Origin of the sequence: Burkholderia sp. AU33423, assembly GCF_002223135.1 — a bacterium.
Classification (GTDB): domain Bacteria; phylum Pseudomonadota; class Gammaproteobacteria; order Burkholderiales; family Burkholderiaceae; genus Burkholderia; species Burkholderia lata_D.
The window spans coordinates 141,414-159,016 of sequence record NZ_NKFH01000008.1; the positions used below are offsets into that span (position 1 = coordinate 141,414).

Consider the following 17,603-nt stretch of genomic DNA (forward strand, 5'->3'; position numbering starts at 1 on the left):
AAGGAGCCCGTTTTTATTGCGGGGGCCGCACCGGCAGCGTTATTTTTTCCGCCCCAACCTGATGATTCTCAAAGAGAAACGGCGTGTTCTGGCGCCGGTTTGGTGGCGGTGAGGAAGGCAACGTACAATCGATCTTCCACGCACACCGGACATTCGCGGCTGCGCCGCACTCCCCCATCATGCAAACGCAGACCCATCCGCTGATTTCCCCCGCCGTCGGTACCGAACGCCAGATCACGAGCTTTCACTACGGCCCGCGCGGCGGCAAGAAGGTCTATATCCAGTCTTCGCTGCATGCGGACGAACTGCCCGGCATGCTGGTCGCCACGCTGCTGCGCCGCAAGATCGCCGCGCTCGAGACGGCCGGCAAGCTGCGCGGCGAAGTCGTCATCGTGCCCGTGCCGAACCCGATCGGCCTGTCGCAACACGTGTTCGGCGATCATCTCGGCCGCTTCGAGCTCGGCTCGATGCAGAACTTCAACCGCAATTTCTACGATCTCGCGGCGCTCGTGCTGCCGCGCGTCGAACACCGCCTGACTCACGACGCGCAGCACAACCTCGTCGCCGTGCGCGCCGCGATGCGCGAAGCGCTCGACGAGCAGAAGCCGCGCACCGAGCTCGATTCGCAGCGCCTCGCGCTGCAGAAGCTGTCGTTCGACGCCGATATCGTGCTCGACCTGCACTGCGACAGCGATGCGGTGATGCACCTCTACACGAATCCCGATCTGTGGCCGGACGTCGAGCCGCTGTCGCGCTACCTCGACGCGCAGGCGTCGCTGCTCGCGCTGAATTCGGTCGGCAACCCGTTCGACGAGATCCACAGCTTCTGCTGGTCGGATCTGCGCAACCGCTTCGGCGACCGCTTCCCGATCCCGAACGGCGCGATTTCCGTCACGATCGAGCTGCGCAGCGAGCGCGACGTGTCGTACGAGTTCGCCGAAAAGGACGCACAGGCGATCGTCGAATACCTGACCGAGCGTGGGGTCGTCGACGGCACGCCGGCGCCACTGCCGCCGCTCGCGCATCCGGCCACGCCGCTCGCGGGCACCGATCCGCTCGTCGCGCCGGTGTCGGGCGTGATCGTGTTCCGCACGCCGGTCGGCGTGATGATCGAGGCCGGCCAGGCCGTGGCCGACATCGTCGATCCCTTGACCGATCGCGTCGTCACACTGAAGAGCAGCGTGTCGGGCGTGCTGTACGCACGCCAGATCGTGCGCTTCGCGACGGCCGGCATGGAAGTCGCGCGGATTGCCGGCGCGACCGCGATCCGCACCGGTTCGCTGCTGTCGGCCTGAGCGGCCGGCCCGCGCGCCGGAGCACGGCGCGCATCGCGCTCACCCGCCCGCACCAACGAAATCGCCCGCTTGCGCGGGCGATTGGCTTTCCGGATCGTCGATATCCGACCATCCGGTACGTGAAAACGTTCAGAACGCCGGTATGATCGCGCCGCCGAACTTCTGGTCGATGAACTTGCGCACGTCGTCCGATTCATAGGCCGCGACGAGCTTCTTCACCCACGGCTTGTCCTTGTCCTGCGCGCGCACCGCGATCAGGTTCGCGTACGGCCCGCGCAGATCCTCGATCGCGATCGCATCCTTCACCGGCGTGAGCCCGGCCTTCACCGCGTAGTCGGTGTTGATCGACGCGGCATCGACGTCGGGCAGCGCGCGCGGCAGCTGCGCGGAATCAAGCTCGACGATCTTGATCTTCTTCGGGTTCTCGGCGATGTCGAGCGGCGTCGCGTTCACGCCGTTCGCGCCGACGCCCGCCTTCAGCTTGATCACCCCGTACTTCTGCAGCAGCAACAGCGCGCGGTTGCCGTTCGACGGATCGTTCTGGATCCCGACCTTCGCCCCCACCGGCAAGTCCTTCAGCGACTTGAGCTTTTTCGAGTAGAAACCCATCGGCGCCGTGTACGTGAGCCCGACGTTGACGATCTTGTAGCCGCGCTGCTTGATCTGGCTGTCGAGGAACGGCTGGTGCTGGAAGCCGTTCGCGTCGAGATCGCCGGAATCGAGCGCCGCGTTCGGCTGCACGTAGTCGTTGAATTCGATGACCTTGATCGCGAGACCTTCGCGCGCGGCGACCTTCGTCACCTCGGTCCAGATCTGGGCGTCGGGGCCGCTCATCGTGCCGATTTTCAGCGTTTGCGGGTCGGCGTGCGCGCCGGGCGCCGCGAATGCCAGCGCGGCGGCGAGTGCGCCGAGGCCGGTCAGGAATGAACGTCGCATGGTGTCCTCTGTCCCGTGTCGTTTGTTGGAACACGGATCGTGGCATGGGGCCGGAACGCCGCCAACCAAGCTTATTTCATGTGCATATTCCCGATTCCGATCGAATCTCAGTCTGAATCGGTATAACCACCGACTATACAAGCGGGCAGAATTCAGTGTCGCATCGACGCCACAGATTCTTCATATGACAGTCGCTGTCATATTCATTACGTGGCCCCTCGATAAAGTTGCCGCCGGTCCGTGAAAGCGCCCATAGAGAGCGCCGGAACCGCAACTGGACACGCCATTCATTCGCTCGGAGAACCCTTTGAACAAGAAACTGTTGACCATCGCCGCCCTGGCAGCAACGGCCGGCACGGCGCACGCACAAAGCAGCGTGACCCTGTACGGTGTCATCGATGCCGGTATCAGCTACGTGAACCACAGCAAGACCGCCAACGGCGGTACGGGCAAGCTGTTCAAGTACGACGACGGCGTTGCCCAGGGCAGCCGTTGGGGCCTGCGCGGCACCGAAGACCTCGGTGGCGGCCTGAAGGCGATCTTCGTGCTCGAAAACGGCTTCAACAGCGGTAACGGCACGATCGGTCAGGGCGGCGCGATCTTCGGCCGCCAGGCTTACGTCGGCCTGAGCCAGTCGCAATACGGCACGGTCACGTTCGGCCGCCAGTACTCGTTCTCGACCGACATCCTCGGCTCGAACTACTCGACCGGCGGCAACACGGTCGCGGGTAACTACGCGTACCACGTGAACGACCTCGACCAGCTCACGTCGAGCCGCATCAACAACGCCGTGAAGTTCCAGAGCGCGAACTACTCGGGCTTCACGTTCGGCGCGTTGTACGGCTTCTCGAACTCGACGGACTTCGCAGGCGCACCGGCGACGACGACGGGCACGACGACGACGGCAGGCTCGTCGCGCGCATACAGCTTCGGCCTGAACTACGCGAACGGCCCGATCTCGGTCGGCGCAGCGTACACGGACATCCGTTTCCCGAGCCAGTCGACGCCGGCGTTCTCGACGACGATCGCGAACATTGCGACCGGCAACGTCCGCGACCTGCGCACGTACGGCGTCGGTGGCCGCTACGTCTGGGGCCCGGCAACGGCATGGCTGCTGTGGACGCGTACGCAGTTCTCGACCGTGTCGGGCGCGGGCGGCACGTTCTACAACGCGTATGAAGCAGGCGCGAAGTACGCCTTCACGCCGGCGCTGTCGGGTGGCCTCGGCTACACGTACACGAACGCGACGCAGAGCGGCAATTCGTGGCACTGGAACCAGGTCAACGGTATCGCCGACTACGCACTCAGCAAGCGTACGGACGTGTACGGCCTGGTCGTGTACCAGCAGGCATCGGGCAAGGGCGTGCAAGCGCAGATCGGCTCGAGCACGAGCTACTTCAACACGTCGGGCACGGGTTCGAAGAACCAGATCGCCGCACGTATCGGTATCCGTCACAAGTTCTAAAGCATCCGCTTAACTCGCGGATCACGACGGCAAGAAGCGCCCCGCTCCACGCGGGGCGCTTTTTTATGTGCTTTTAAGTTTCGCTTAATTCTGGGCTGAGAGGATGCTCTCACCCCCCCTGTTGGCCGCCTGAACATCGGCGGCTTTTTTTTTGAACCGCCGACGGCGCCGCCATCGATTGCCCACAAGACAAGACAGGATCGGAGGCCATGATGATCGAAGATACCGTTTTCAGCCATCTGCACGCGATTCTGACGTGCCAACACTCGATGCCGGTCCAGAGCTGCCGCGTATCGGTCGAAATGCAGCGCCCGTGGGGCCGGCCATATCGCCTCGTCGAATGGACGATGCATCTCGACGCGCCCGCGCGGCGCCAGATCGTGCCGGCCGAATCGACCGACGAAGAGATCGCCGAGGTCGTCGCCTCGCACGTGCCGGGCCGGCTTTACGGCGACGGCCGCCTGCAGTTCTGAACGCCTTCCCGCTCCATCCGCTTCCCCGGTTTCACCCGCGCCGCACCCATCGTGCGGCAGTCGGTCTCGTTTGATGCCGCAACGAAACCTGCTACGCTGCGCGTTTTCGTCCACGCAACACACGATGGAAAACGCCTTCAACGAACGTGGCGTGATGATCACGCGCAACGGCCTGTCGGCCGCCGGGCAGGTATTCGCACTCCGTGACATCCGCCAGGTCGACGTCGTCAAGATTCCGAAGAACCGCCTCGTACCGTCGCTGATCTCGCTGATCGGCGCGGCCACCGCCGTCGCAGGCGGCATCGCCGGATCGAGCGCCGCGCTCGTCGTCGGCGTGATGCTCGTCGTGGTCGGCTATCTCTCATGGGCCACGCAGGACGTCACGTATCGCCTGATGGTCGAGATGCCCGACGGCAAGCGCGAAGCGCTGTCGAGTGTCGACGCCGCGTTCGTCGAACGCGTCGCGCAAGTCGTGCGCGATGCGCAGGCCGCGAAAGCGGCCGGCTGATTCCGTTCGCCTCCCTGCACGCTTCGATTCGCGGTGCTCCGGCCACGCGTGGCGCGTTTCGCGCCGCGCAACGGCAGCGTCGATTACCCCGTCGAATCGCATTCCGCCTCCTCGTCGCCCACACCGCGCCTGCGCTGCGACCGCCGACCGCCTAGTATGGAAATAGCGGCTCGCCGCCGCATCGTCCATGGAGGCCAGCATGAACGTCCAGACGCTGTCCGGCACGCTTCGCGCGCAGGAACTGCTGATCGTGTCGATGATCCGCGCGCTTCCCCCTGACACACGCCGTGCGCTCGTCGACCTCTACACCGAACAGATCGCGTTCGCCGAGCAGGCCGGCCTCGAAAGCCACAGCGATCGCGCGACGCACGACGCGTTCATCACGCATGCGCGCAACCTGCTGATCCGCATCGAAGCGCTGGCCTAGCCAGGCCCCGTTTTTTCCCGAATTTCCCGTCGTGGCTCGCCCGGGCCGCGCAGGTGAGCGCTCACCCACGCGAGCTGCTCTCCGTTCTTGTATTGATAATAATTCTCATTTACACTGGTAAAGTTATCAGTTTCCTTTCAATTCGCCGCTCGCCGCCTTCCGTGCGCGGGCGGGCCAGCCAGGTGAACGCGTCACCCAGCCAGCCTTCGGGCTTGTTTTCGTCAATGGGAGACCACCTGTGCATTGCTATACGCTGGCGCGGCGGCCGATCTGTGCCGCGCTGTTCGGCGCGTTCGGCCTGTCCGCCGCCACGGCTCACGCCGATTCGACGCCGCAAGGCGCCAACCTGCCTGCCGCCCTCCTCGTCGCCGCGTCCACGCGCGGCGACGCGGGACTGCTCGATCCCGTCACCGTCACGGCCAACCGCACCGCCACGGCCGCGAGCCGCACGGCGGCGTCCGTGTCGGTGATCACCGACGAGGATCTGGAAGAACAGCAGGCCACCAACATCAAGGACGCGCTGCGCTACGAGCCGGGCGTGACCGTGCGCCGCACCGCGTACCGGCCCGGCAGCGCCGCGCTCGGCGGCGGCCGCGACGGCGATTCGAGCATCAACATCCGCGGCCTCGAAGGCAATCGCGTGCTGCTGATGGAAGACGGCATTCGCCTGCCGAATGCGTTTTCATTCGGCCCGCTCGAGGCGGGGCGCGGCGACTACGCCGATCTCGACACGCTCAAGCGCATCGAGATCCTGCGCGGGCCGGCGTCGGCGCTGTACGGCAGCGACGGCCTGACCGGCGCGGTGAACTTCATCACGAAGGATCCGCGCGACCTGCTGTCGATCTACAACAAGCCCTATTACTTCTCGTTCCGGCCGAGCTACGACTCGGCCGACCGCAGCGTCGGTGCGACCGTGTCGGCCGCGGGCGGCAACGATCGCGTGCAGGGGATGATCATCGCCGACGGCCGGCGCGGCCACGAGGTCGACACGCGCGGCGGCAACAACTCGGCGAGCACGCTGCGCACCACGTCGAACCCGCAGGACGTCTATTCGGAATCGCTGCTCGGCAAGCTCGTGCTGACGCCCACCACGCGCGACACGATCAAGTTCACCGCCGAAACGGTGCGGCGCCGCGTGAGCACCGACGTGCTGTCGGCGATCAGCCCGCCGACCACGCTCGGCCTCACGACCTACGACCGCCTCGAGCGCAACCGCTTCAGCGTCGACTACGACTTCCACGACGACGCGTTCCGCTGGTTCCAGACCGCGCACGTGCAGTTCTACTACCAGGACGCGAAGCAGGACCAGTACGCGTTCGAGACACGCGGCCGGGCGGCTTCGCGCTCGCGCGACAACCAGTACAAGGAGCGCACGTTCGGCGGCTCCGCGTTCGCCGAAAGCGGTTTCGCGACCGGCCCGTTCGCGCACAAGCTGCTTTACGGCGTCGACGGCAGCGTGTCGCGCGTGACGAACATGCGCGACGGCACGGTGCCGGGCGTCGGCGAGGCGTTCCCGAACAAGGCGTTCCCCGACACCGACTACACGCTGTTCGGCGCGTTCGTGCAGGACCAGATCGGCTACGGCCGCCTGCTCGTCACGCCGGGCCTGCGCTTCGACACGTACCGGCTGAGCCCGACCGAGAACGATTCGCTGTTCACCGGCAAGGCCGTGTCGACGAGCGCGAACGAACTGTCGCCGCGCGTCGCCGTGCTCTACGAGATCACGCCCGCGGTCATTCCGTACGTGCAGTACGCGCACGGCTTCCGCGCGCCGACGCCCGACCAGGTGAACAGCAGCTTCTCGAACCCGGTGTACGGCTACACGTCGATCGGCAATCCGAACCTGAAGCCCGAGACGAGCGACACGTTCGAAGCGGGCCTGCGCGGCAAGTCCGGCACCGGCTACGGCGTCGTGCGCTACAGCGCCGCTGCCTTCACGGGCCGCTACCGCAACTTCATCTCGCGCACGACGATCGCCGGCAGCGGCCGGCCAACCGACCCGTTCGTGTTCCAGTACGTGAACTTCGCCGACGCACGCATTCACGGCCTCGAAGGCCGCGCCGAATGGGTGATGCCGAACGGCATCACGCTGAAGACGGCGATGGGATTCACGAAGGGTTCGACGCAGAACGACGGCGCGGCCAGCCAGCCGCTGAACACCGTCAATCCGTTCTCGGCCGTGTTCGGCGTGCGCTACGAGCCGACCGAGCGCTGGTACGTGCAGACCGACCTGCTGTTCCAGGCCGCGAAACGCGACAAGGACATCGACAAGTCCGACTGCTCGAACAAGGCGTGCTTCTCACCGCCGTCGTCGTTCGTCGTCGACCTGCGCGGCGGCTACCGCTTCAACAAGCACGTGAGCGCGACGATCGGCATCCGCAACCTGTTCGACCGGAAGTACTGGAACTGGTCGGACGTGCGCGGCATCGCAGCCGATTCGCAGGTGCTCGATGCCTATACGTCGTCCGGACGCACGGTCGCCGTCAGCATGAAAGTGGATTTCTGATGCGCGCCGCCCGCGCTGCCACCCCAACCGTTACTTGAAGGAGTCCGACATGATGCAATCCGCCCTTCCCGGTCAACCGGCCACGCCGGCCCGCGCGGCCGCCGCGCTGCGCGACGCGTTCATCAAGCTCAAGACCGAGCGCCAGTTGCGCAACCGCGACGTCGCGCAGGCGCTCGGCGTCAGCGAAGGCGAGGCGCTCGCCGCGTTCGTCGGCGAGCACGTCGTGCGGCTCGACGCGCGCTTCCCGGCGATGTTCGAGGAAATGCCGCGCCTCGGCCGCGTGATGGCGCTCACGCGCAACGACACGGCCGTCCACGAAAAGGATGGCGAGTACGCGCAGATGAGCCACGACGGTCCCGTCGGGCTCGCGCTCGGCGATATCGACCTGCGCATCTTCTATCGTCATTGGGTATCGGCGTTCGCGGTGCGCGACGAGACCGCGCACGGCGCGCTGAAGAGCCTGCAGTTCTTCGACGCGCAGGGCCATGCGATCCACAAGGTCTACCTGCGCGCGCACAGCGACCACGCGGCGTACGACGCATTCGTCGAGCGCTGGCGTGCGCCGTCGCAGGAGCCGGGTCTCGACGTCACGCCCGCCGCGCCGAAAACGCCCGAGCGCGCCGACACCGAGATCGACGTCGCCGGCTTCCGTGCCGCGTGGGACGCGATGACCGACACGCACCAGTTCTTCGGGATCACGCAACGCTTCGGCGTAAGCCGCATGCAGGCGCTGCGGCTCGCCGATCCGCAATACGCGTATCCGGTCGAAACCGCGCATGCGCTGCGCCACGTGCTCCAGCAGGCCGCGCAGAGCGGCCAGCCGATCATGGTGTTCGTCGGCAATGCAGGGATGATCCAGATCCATACGGGCCCCGTCGCGAACGTGCGCGAGGTCGGCGCATGGATCAACGTGCTCGACCCGGGTTTCAACCTGCACGTGCGCGAAGACCTGATCGCCGCCGCGTGGGTCGTGAAGAAGCCGACCAGCGACGGCATCGTCACGTCGCTCGAACTATTCGACCGGCAGGGCGACCACGTCGCACTGCTGTTCGGCGAGCGCAAGCCCGGCAAGGTCGAACGTGACGACTGGCGCACGCTCGTCGCGACGCTGCCGGCCGCGGCACGCGGGGGCGCACGGTGAGCGCGCGGCCGTTCGATCCGCGCCGCCGCGCGCTGCTGGCGAGCGCGGCGGCCGGCGCGCTCGCGGGCGCGCTGCCCGGCAGCGTGCTCGCCCAAAGTGCGCAAGCCGCACCGAAACGCGTGGTCGTGATCGGCGGCGCACTCGCGGAAACCGCGTTCGCGCTCGGCGGCGCGGAAACGCCGCGCTACCGGCTCGTCGGCGCCGACACGACCTGCACGTACCCCGACGCCGCAAAGCGGCTGCCGAAGGTCGGCTACCAGCGCGCGCTGTCGGCCGAGGGGCTGCTGTCGCTGCGCCCCGATCTCGTGCTCGCGTCGGCGGAAGCCGGCCCGCCCACCGCGATCGCGCAAGTCAAAAACGCCGGCGTTGCCGTAACGACGTTCGATGAACGCCACGACGTCGAATCGGTCCGCGCGAAGATCACGGGCGTCGCGCAGGCGCTCGACGTGCGCGACGCGGGTGCCGCGCTGCTGCAACGTTTCGACCGCGACTGGCAGGCCGCGCGCGATGCGGTCGCTGCCCGTGCGCCCGGCGGCGCGCAGCCGCCGCGCGTGCTGTTCGTGCTGAACCATACCGGCAACCAGGCACTCGTCGCCGGCCAGCGCACGGCCGCCGACGCGATGATCCGCTACGCGGGCGCGCGCAACGCGATGCAGGGCTTCGATCACTACAAGCCGCTGACGACCGAGGCGCTGGCCGCCGCCGCGCCCGACATCGTGCTGATCTCCGACGAAGGGCTCGCGGCGGTCGGCGGCCGCGCCGCGCTGCTCGCGACGCCCGGCTTCGGCGCGACGCCGGCCGGCCGCGCGCAGCGCGTGGTGGCGCTCGACGCGCTGTTCCTGCTCGGCTTCGGCCCGCGCCTGCCGCTCGCCGTCACGACCCTGCACCGACGCCTGTCGGATGCGCTCGCCTGATTCCGGACTGCCCCGATGCCCGCTCACGCTTCGCCTTTCCCCGCATCGTCGCCCGCGTCAAGCGCCGGCGCCGCGCGCATCAGCACGTCGCGCCGTTTCGCGCCGTTCGCGCTGGCTGCGCTCGCCTGCCTCGTGTGCGCGATGTCCGTCGTCGCGCTGTGCGTCGGCGCCTATCGTATTCCGCTCGCGGAAGCCTGGGCCGCGCTGACCGGCGATGCGACCGCGCAGCAGGCGCGCGCGGTGCTGTTCGACATCCGCGCGCCGCGCGTCGCGCTCGCGCTGCTGGTCGGCGGCGGCTTCGGCGCGACCGGCGCCGCGATGCAGGCGCTGTTCCGCAACCCGCTTGCCGATCCGGGGCTCGTCGGCGTGTCGAGCGGCGCTGCGCTCGGCGCGACGACGATGATCGTGCTCGGCCCCGCGCTCTTTGCCGCGCACGTGAGCGCAGCCGCGTTGCCCATCGCCGCGTTCGCGGGCGCGCTCGCGGTCGCGGCGCTCGTCTACCGGCTCGCCGCGTCGCGCGGCCGGCTCGCACTGCCGCTGCTGCTGCTCGCCGGCATCGCGATCAACGCGCTGGCCGGCGCGGCGATCGGGCTCCTCACGTTCGTCGCCGACGACGCCCAATTGCGCTCGCTCACGTTCTGGAGCCTCGGCAGCCTCGGCGGCGCGCAATGGTCCGCACTGGCAGCCGTCGCGCCGTGCGTCGCGATCGGCTGCGCGCTGCTCGCGCGCGAACGCAACGCACTGAATGCACTGCAGCTCGGCGAAACCGAGGCGCTGCACCTCGGCGTACCGGTGCAGCGGCTGAAGCGGCGCGTGCTCGTCGCGGTCGCGCTCGCGGTCGGCGCGCTGGTGTCGTGTGCGGGCATCATCGGCTTCATCGGGCTCGTCGCGCCGCATTGCGTCCGGCTCGCGTGCGGCCCCGACCAGCGCATCGTGCTGCCGGGCGCCGCGCTGCTCGGCGCGCTGTTGACGCTCGCCGCCGATCTCGCCGCGCGCACGGTTGCCGCGCCCGCCGAAATTCCGCTCGGCGTGCTGACCGCGCTGCTCGGCGCACCGTTCTTTCTCGCGCTGCTGTGGAAGAGCCGCGGCGCGCTCGGCGGCTAACCCTTCTGTTACGACGCCCATGCTGACCGCCCACCACCTCGACGTCGCCCGTCGGCACAACGCGATCCTGCGCGACCTGTCGCTGTCGATCGAACCCGGTCGCGTGACCGCGCTGCTCGGCCGCAACGGCGCGGGCAAGAGCACGCTGCTGAAGACCTTCGCCGGTGAACTCACCGGCGGCGTCGCGCCGAACGGCGTGCGCGTGACCGGCGACATCACGCTGAACGGCGAACCGCTCGCGCGCATCGACGCGCCGCGGCTCGCGTGCCTGCGCGCGGTGCTGCCGCAGGCCGCGCAGCCGGCATTCCCGTTCAGCGTCGACGAAATCGTGCTGCTCGGCCGCTATCCGCATGCGCGGCGCAGCGGCGCGACGTCGCATCGCGATCGCGAGATCGCGTGGTGCGCGCTCGAACGCGCGGGCGCGGATGCGCTCGTCGGCCGCGATGTCACGACGCTGTCGGGCGGTGAACTCGCGCGCGTGCAGTTCGCCCGTGTGCTCGCGCAGCTGTGGCCCGATGACGAAGCGGCGGAAAGCGGCCCGCGCTACCTGCTGCTCGACGAGCCAACCGCCGCGCTCGATCTGTCGCATCAGCACCGCCTGCTCGAAACCGTGCGTGCCGTTGCACGCGAATGGCAGCTCGGCGTGCTCGCGATCGTGCACGATCCGAATCTCGCCGCACGGCACGCGGATACGATCGCGATGCTCGCCGATGGCACGATCGTCGCGCACGGCACGCCGCGCGACGTGATGACGCCGGCCCATATCGCGCGGTGCTACGGATTCGCGGTGAAGATGGTGGACACCGGCGACGGTGCGCCGCCGGTGATGGTGCCGGCGTAGCGCGGGCGTGTGTCGCATGAGCATTGCGTCGCTAGATGCGCTGCCCTATCGATAGCAATGACCGTCACAACGCATCATTCGCGCTTCGCGCATCCCTTCAAGGAGACTCACGTGCCGCTTCCGATGACCCGCGTCATCCTGTACGTCCAGGACGTCGCATCGCTCAAGTCGTTCTACCAACGGTATTTCGATCTGCCTGTCATCGAGGAAATCGAAAACGAGTGGGTCGTGCTCGGCGCAGGCACCGGCGAACTCGCGCTGCATCTCGCCGGCCCGGCGTACCGCCACGCGGTGACCGCTCACACGGACGCGCGCGCTGAAACCAGCCACGTGAAGTTCGTGTTCTCGATCGGCCAGGGCATCGGCACGCATCGCGACCGGCTGGCCCGCAGCGGTGTGACGGTGCGCGATCTCAAGCGCCATGATGGGTTCGCGTACACGATGTACGACGGCATCGATCCGGAAGGCAACGTCTTCCAGGTGATGCAGACCGACTGACTGTCCGTTCGGCCTGGGCGTTCACTCAAACGCCCGGGCCCGCATCGCCCTCGTCCGGCGCTGCGTGAACGGCAAGTCTCCCGGCTCAATGCTCGAGATCCGCCGCGCCGAACGTCCGCATCTTCCAGCCGAGCCGCACGGCGAGCATCCGCATCGAGAATCCGGCCGCCAGCGCGACGATCGTCGCGAACCCCGCATCGATGCCGAGATGCTGCATCCCGACATAGAGCCCGCCCGTGACGAACGCGACGCTCGCATACAGCTCCTCGCGCAGGATCAGCGGCATCTCGTTGCACAGCAGGTCGCGCAGCATCCCGCCGCAGACACCCGTGATCGCACCGGCCAGCACGACGATGATCGGCGCGGTGCCCGTCGACGCGCCGACGTCGCAGCCGATGATCGTAAACGCCGCGAGGCCGATCGCATCGACGGTGACGAACAGCGTCTTCATTCGCGTGACATGCCGTGCGGCCCACGACGCGACGGTGGCCGCGACCAGCGTGATCACCAGGTACTCGGGATGTGCGATCCAGCCGAGCGGATAGTGGCCGAGCAGCACGTCGCGCACGGTGCCGCCGCCGAGCGCCGTCACCGCACCGACGAGCGCGAGCCCGAAGCGGTCCATCCCGCGGCGCATGCCCATCAGCGCCCCCGACATCGCTTCCGCGACGATTGCAATCAGATAAAGCGTATGCATGGTGCGCGTCAGTCATCCGTCCGGAACAGGTCGAGCACGCGTTCGCGCTCGGCCGCATCGACCGCCGCAGGCATCGGCTCGGCAGGTTTGCCGTTGTTGCCCGGCGCGTCGGATGCACCGGCCACCGCCGCCGCCCCGCCGCACGCGAAGCGGCTGCGGATGTACGACGGCACGGCGGCCGTGCACGCGCCGCGCGTGTATTCGGCGTAGACGAAGTCGCCGTCGACGAGCGCGACGTCCTGCGGCGGCGTTGCCTCGACCGGCGTACGCCCGTCGACGGCCGTCTTCATGTAGTCGAGCCAGACCGGCAGCGCGAGCGACGCACCGGTCGCACGCCCCATCGGGCGCGGCGTGTCGTAGCCGAGCCACGCGACCGCGACGATGCCCGACGAGTAGCCGGCGAACCACACGTCCTTCGACCCGTTCGACGTGCCCGTCTTGCCGGCCGTGTCGTCGCGGCGCAGCGCAAGCGCGCCGCGCGCGGTGCCGGACTTCACGACGTCGCGCAGCATGCTGTCCATCACGAATGCGTTGCGCGCCGACACGACGCGCTCGCCTGCCGGCGCCGTCGCCTCGTACATCGCGCCGCCGTGACGCTGCTTCACCGACAGGATCAGGCGCGGCTCCATCCGCGTGCCGCCGTTCGCGAACACGCTGTACGCGCTCGCCAGTTCGAGCGGCGTCACGGCGCCCGCGCCGAGCGCGAGCGGCAGCGACGCCGGATTGCGCTGCGCGTCGAAGCCGAAGTGCACCGCGTGCTGCTGCACGTAGCGCGCGTCGGTGGCCTGCATCAGGCTGACCGCCACCAGGTTCTTCGAGCGCATGAGCCCGCGCCGCACCGGAATGAAGCCCTCGTAATTGTTGGCGAAATTGCGCGGGCGCCACGGCCGCGCGCCGGTTTCCTCATGCGTGAGCGTGCGCTGCGTATCGTCGACGAGCACGCCCGGGAAGTAGCCCTTTTCCAGCGCCGCCGAATAGACGAACGGCTTGAAGCTCGAGCCCGGCTGGCGATACGCCTGCAGCGCATGGTCGAACACGTTGCGGTTGAAATCCGCGCCGCCGACGAGCGCGAGCATGTCGCCCGTTGCCGCATCGAGCGATACCAGTGCGCCTTCGAGGCCGTTGCGCGCATCGCGCTTCGCGCGCGGCTGGCGGCTCAGCGTGCGTGTGAGCGATGCTTCGGCCGCGCGCTGGTCGCGCATCGAGATCGTCGTCGTCACGTCGAGGCCGAGCGTATAGGCATCGTCGTGAAAACGCTCGACCATCATCCGGCGCGCGCGCTCGGCGACGTACGGCGCCGCGATGATCCCCGGCGGCGGCGTGGTGGCCAGCGCGATCGGCGCGTCGACGGCCGCGTGATACGTCGCGTCGTCGAGCTGGCCGAGCGCATGCATCCGGCCGAGCACGTAGTTGCGCCGCGCGGTCGCGCGTGCCGGATTGACGACCGGGTTGAACGCGGACGGCGCCTTCGGCAGCCCCGCGAGCACGGCCGCCTCGCCCGCGCTCAGCGCGTCGAGCGGCTTGCCGAAATACACGTTCGCGGCCGCCGCGAAACCGTACGCGCGCTCGCCCAGATAGATCTCGTTCATGTACAGCTCGAGCAGCTTGTCCTTGCTGTATTCGCGTTCGAGCTTGGTCGCCATCAGGATCTCAGCGAGCTTGCGGCTCAGCACCTTGTCGCGCGTCAGGTAGAAGTTGCGCGCGACCTGCATCGTGATCGTGCTGCCGCCCTGCCCCGGCTGCCCGGTCACGACGTTCGCGAACGTCGCACGCGCGAGGCCGTTGAAATCGACCGCGCCGTGCTGGTAGAACTTCGCGTCTTCGGCCGCGAGCAGCGCCTGCCGCATCAGCGGCGGGATGCGTTCGAGCGGCACGAACTCGCGCCGCTCGACGCCGTATTCGGCCAGCAGGTCGCCGTCGCGCGAGAAGATCCGCAGCGGCAGCGCGGGACGGTACACGGCGAGGTGCTCGACGGACGGCAACTGCGTCCAGATGCGCTGGATCGTCCATGCGCCGATGCCCGCGCATGCGACCGTCAGGCCGAGCAGCGCGCCCGCGAGCGTGCGCCACACGCGGCGACGGCGTGGCGGCGGCGGCGGCGGGGCAGGTGGCGGCGGCGGGGATGAGGTGTGGTCGGTCAAGTCGGGCTCCTTCTTCGATGCTGCGACGGCCGGTGCGCGAGCGGCACCGACTGGTCACGAAAGGCGCGCATTGTCGAAGGGATGGCGCGAAACCGGAACATTCTTTAGCCAAAGTTTGGCTGGCTAAATTTTATTTAGGAAAGTGCGCGTGGGCCGTTCACGTCGCATCTGCGACCGCGTGACGCACCATTGGACGCACCGTGCTGCGCGCGAGCCGGTTCGGCGGTAGCATCGAGTGATGTTCGATCGATACCTGGGCCTGTGGGGCCTCGTTCCCGACGGCGGCCCGATCCTGACCGCGAGCGGCGGCCTGCTGCCCGTCGTCTGGCAATCGCGGCCGGCGATGTTGAAAGTCGCTACCTGCGACGAAGAGCGTCGCGGCAATGCGCTGATGTCCTGGTGGAACGGGCAAGGCGCCGCGCACGTGTGGCTGCACGACGGCGATGCGATTCTGCTCGAACGGGCGCAGCCGGAGCCGACGCTGGCCGGTTTTTCGGCTTCAGGCCACGATGACGACGCGATTCGCATCGCCTGCGGCGTCGTCGAGCGACTGCATGCGCATCGTGCGCCGGAGCCGCCGTCGGTCGTGCCGCTGCACGACTGGTTCCATGCGCTGCTGTCGGATGCTTCCGGCAGCGACGTGCTACACCACTCGGCAACGGTCGCGCGCCAGCTGCTCGCCGGGCCGCCTGTCGATGAAGTCGTCCTGCACGGCGACATCCATCACGGCAACATCCTCCATTTCGGCGATCGCGGCTGGCGTGCGGTCGACCCGAAGGCGCTACGCGGCGATCGCGCGTTCGACTACGCGAATTTGTTCTGCAATCCGTCGCACGATATTGCGGTCGATCCCGTGCGCTTCGAGCGGCGTGTCACGCTGGTGGCCGAGGCGGGGAAGCTTGATCGCCGCCAGCTGCTGCAGTGGATACTCGCGTGGTCGGGCTTGTCAGCGGTGTGGCTGATCGAGGACGGGCTGCTGCCCGACACGCGGTTGCAGGTCGCGACGCGCGCGGCGATCACGCTCGGCCTGTAGTGGTACGCACCGACCACGAAAGCAAGGTTCATCGCGAATTCCTTGAGCATACGGGGAAAGCCGGCTGCTCTCGGCCATCGTCTGCCGTTCGTCCAGGTGTGCCGTGTGGCGCCGGATCCGTCGGTTCAGCACCGGACAGCGGACGCTCACCGAATCAATGGCGGCATATCATGCGCGGCCAAAGTCGATCATTACGTCTCCCTTACCCTCTTGTCGGGCGCCCCGCCCAGCCAACCGGAATCGGCCATGAAGTTTCATCCGCGTTTCCGCCGCCACGGTCAAATTCCGGTTGCCGATCTTCGACGCCACGAGTCTCTTCTCACCGGAATTTCGAGCAGTCGATATTGCTCAATTCAACATATGAAAATTTCACAACGTGCATTGTTGCCTGCGACCCTTTCAGCGTTTTTCAAGGAAATGTAAAAGGATTCGGCGCGTCGATCGCGACTCGATGGAAATAGTAACAATACGGCATCCCCCCTGTCCGGGTGAGCCACGCCCGGGTCGAACCCTTCGCCGCGCCCATTTGTCGCACCCGCCCTTCTTTGCATTTCGTTACAAGTCGGGTTGATTCGTTGCGGACACATCCCGTAAATTTTGCGGGTCGTCCGGCGGCATCCGGCAGTCGGGCGATGTTTCATTCTGCCTATCACGCCATGCCGGATACCCGACAGTTCGCCATCCGACCCTGCAAGCCCGCACGCCGTGCGGACTCCAGCGGTCGAACTCGCAATGAGTATCGATTCGACTGTAAGCAGTCCGACAGGACCCCGACGATCCGTAATCGGGTCGCCGAGTCGTTCTTGTCATGCATGACTTAAGCCGGCGTAACAGCAGGATTCGTGGTCTTATTTTAATACTTTAATCGCACTCCTAATTTATTGAGGAGAATCAACCGGGTTTTTGACGGTACAAATTAAATTTGCGCATTGCGCGAACGAGGACAGAAAAATGGAATTCGTACGGTTGGGTATTGTCTTTATTCATCTCATCGCCTGCTGTGTCGCGATTGGCCTCGTGCTGACCAGTGACATTGCGATGGTCAAGCGGCTTTTGGATTCCGACGCACCCGAGGATCTCGACCAGGTCCACCTGGCCAGTCTGCAGCGCACCGTCACGTTGGCGCTGACGGTGCTTTGGATCACCGGCATTGCGATCATTGCGTTCGACATGCGGACTCAGGGCCTCACGTACCTCCACAATCCCAAACTCCAGGCCAAGATCGGCATCGTCGCCTTGCTGACCTTCAACGGTATCGCCTTGCACTCGATGGTCCTCCCGGCATTGCAAAAAGTGGGCTCCTTGCTGGAGCTTTCCTTTGAACGGCGTATGGTTGCCATTTTCGCTGGCGTGATTTCCGCAGTGTCGTGGTTCTATGCGGCGATGCTGGGCGTCGGGCGCCCATTGAGCTGGAAGTATTCGTTGTTCCAGATCCTGGCCGCGTACCCTGTACTGATTGCCGGCGGAATCGCCACCATGTTGTTCATCACGGCACTGGCGAAATCCAGGAAGCCCCTTGAACAGCAGCACACCGAAAAGATCGCAGCTTATTGATCGCCGACACCCGAGGGATGCGTACGACTCGCGGCAGTATGCATCCCGTTGCCCCACAATCCGCGCTTCG

The 17,603-nt window shown here is 66.9% G+C and carries 17 protein-coding genes; 14 read left to right on the forward strand and 3 right to left on the reverse strand.

Going from position 1 to position 17,603, the window contains the following annotated elements:
* The first annotated feature begins 179 nt into the window (after positions 1-179).
* On the forward strand, positions 180-1,295 hold the full coding sequence (locus tag CFB50_RS31960) for a succinylglutamate desuccinylase/aspartoacylase family protein (RefSeq protein ID WP_069252629.1): 1,116 nt from the start codon (positions 180-182) through the stop codon (positions 1,293-1,295).
* Between the two features lie 129 nt (positions 1,296-1,424).
* On the opposite strand, the gene CFB50_RS31965 is transcribed toward CFB50_RS31960, so the two are convergent.
* A complete protein-coding gene (locus tag CFB50_RS31965; RefSeq protein ID WP_089448551.1) occupies positions 1,425-2,231 on the reverse strand; it encodes a MetQ/NlpA family ABC transporter substrate-binding protein in 807 nt (268 codons plus the stop codon).
* A gap of 307 nt (positions 2,232-2,538) precedes the next feature.
* Here CFB50_RS31965 and CFB50_RS31970 point away from each other — a divergent pair, with 307 nt between their 5' ends.
* The 10 genes from CFB50_RS31970 to CFB50_RS32015 all read left to right on the forward strand — a co-directional run bounded on the left by CFB50_RS31970 (position 2,539) and on the right by CFB50_RS32015 (position 12,108).
* A complete protein-coding gene (locus CFB50_RS31970) occupies positions 2,539-3,696 on the forward strand; it encodes a porin (protein ID WP_069252631.1) in 1,158 nt (385 codons plus the stop codon).
* Positions 3,697-3,908: 212 nt separating this feature from the next.
* On the forward strand, positions 3,909-4,169 hold the full coding sequence (locus CFB50_RS31975; protein ID WP_011353838.1) for a DUF2866 domain-containing protein: 261 nt from the start codon (positions 3,909-3,911) through the stop codon (positions 4,167-4,169).
* A 124-nt stretch (positions 4,170-4,293) separates the two neighbouring features.
* Entirely contained in the window at positions 4,294-4,677 is a 384-nt protein-coding gene (locus CFB50_RS31980; protein WP_089448552.1) for a DUF6232 family protein, read from the forward strand.
* Between the two features lie 199 nt (positions 4,678-4,876).
* The gene (locus CFB50_RS31985) at positions 4,877-5,104 is read left to right on the forward strand and encodes a hypothetical protein (RefSeq protein ID WP_089448553.1); all 228 of its coding nucleotides are present in this window, start codon (positions 4,877-4,879) and stop codon (positions 5,102-5,104) included.
* A gap of 238 nt (positions 5,105-5,342) precedes the next feature.
* Positions 5,343-7,610, forward strand: a complete 2,268-nt coding sequence (locus CFB50_RS31990; RefSeq protein ID WP_089448554.1) for a TonB-dependent hemoglobin/transferrin/lactoferrin family receptor — start codon at positions 5,343-5,345, stop codon at positions 7,608-7,610.
* A gap of 49 nt (positions 7,611-7,659) precedes the next feature.
* Positions 7,660-8,751, forward strand: coding sequence for a hemin-degrading factor (locus CFB50_RS31995; protein WP_089448555.1), 1,092 nt, complete (start codon positions 7,660-7,662; stop codon positions 8,749-8,751).
* Positions 8,748-9,665, forward strand: a complete 918-nt coding sequence (locus tag CFB50_RS32000; protein WP_089448556.1) for a heme/hemin ABC transporter substrate-binding protein — start codon at positions 8,748-8,750, stop codon at positions 9,663-9,665. The genes CFB50_RS31995 and CFB50_RS32000 overlap by 4 nt, the downstream gene beginning before the upstream one ends.
* Positions 9,666-9,680: 15 nt before the next feature.
* Entirely contained in the window at positions 9,681-10,769 is a 1,089-nt protein-coding gene (locus tag CFB50_RS32005) for a FecCD family ABC transporter permease (protein ID WP_089448557.1), read from the forward strand.
* 19 nt (positions 10,770-10,788) lie between these two features.
* Positions 10,789-11,610, forward strand: coding sequence for a heme ABC transporter ATP-binding protein (locus CFB50_RS32010; protein ID WP_069252637.1), 822 nt, complete (start codon positions 10,789-10,791; stop codon positions 11,608-11,610).
* 111 nt (positions 11,611-11,721) lie between these two features.
* Positions 11,722-12,108: a VOC family protein gene (locus tag CFB50_RS32015; protein ID WP_089448715.1), complete on the forward strand. Its 387-nt coding sequence runs from the start codon at positions 11,722-11,724 to the stop codon at positions 12,106-12,108.
* Between the two features lie 85 nt (positions 12,109-12,193).
* On the opposite strand, the gene CFB50_RS32020 is transcribed toward CFB50_RS32015, so the two are convergent.
* Entirely contained in the window at positions 12,194-12,805 is a 612-nt protein-coding gene (locus tag CFB50_RS32020; protein ID WP_089448558.1) for a trimeric intracellular cation channel family protein, read from the reverse strand.
* Positions 12,806-12,813: 8 nt separating this feature from the next.
* On the reverse strand, positions 12,814-14,946 hold the full coding sequence (locus tag CFB50_RS32025) for a penicillin-binding protein 1A (RefSeq protein ID WP_089448559.1): 2,133 nt from the start codon (positions 14,944-14,946) through the stop codon (positions 12,814-12,816).
* A 238-nt stretch (positions 14,947-15,184) separates the two neighbouring features.
* Between CFB50_RS32025 and CFB50_RS32030 the strand changes: the two genes are divergently transcribed.
* The 3 genes from CFB50_RS32030 to CFB50_RS32035 all read left to right on the forward strand — a co-directional run bounded on the left by CFB50_RS32030 (position 15,185) and on the right by CFB50_RS32035 (position 17,533).
* Positions 15,185-15,979 (forward strand): aminoglycoside phosphotransferase family protein, encoded by a 795-nt coding sequence (locus CFB50_RS32030; protein ID WP_089448560.1) that lies wholly within the window; start codon positions 15,185-15,187, stop codon positions 15,977-15,979.
* A 246-nt stretch (positions 15,980-16,225) separates the two neighbouring features.
* Positions 16,226-16,402 carry a hypothetical protein gene (locus CFB50_RS39705; RefSeq protein WP_179254257.1) on the forward strand — a complete coding sequence of 59 codons (177 nt, stop codon included), beginning with the start codon at positions 16,226-16,228 and terminating at the stop codon, positions 16,400-16,402.
* Between the two features lie 528 nt (positions 16,403-16,930).
* Positions 16,931-17,533 carry a hypothetical protein gene (locus CFB50_RS32035; RefSeq protein WP_069252642.1) on the forward strand — a complete coding sequence of 201 codons (603 nt, stop codon included), beginning with the start codon at positions 16,931-16,933 and terminating at the stop codon, positions 17,531-17,533.
* The last annotated feature ends 70 nt before the right edge of the window (positions 17,534-17,603 follow it).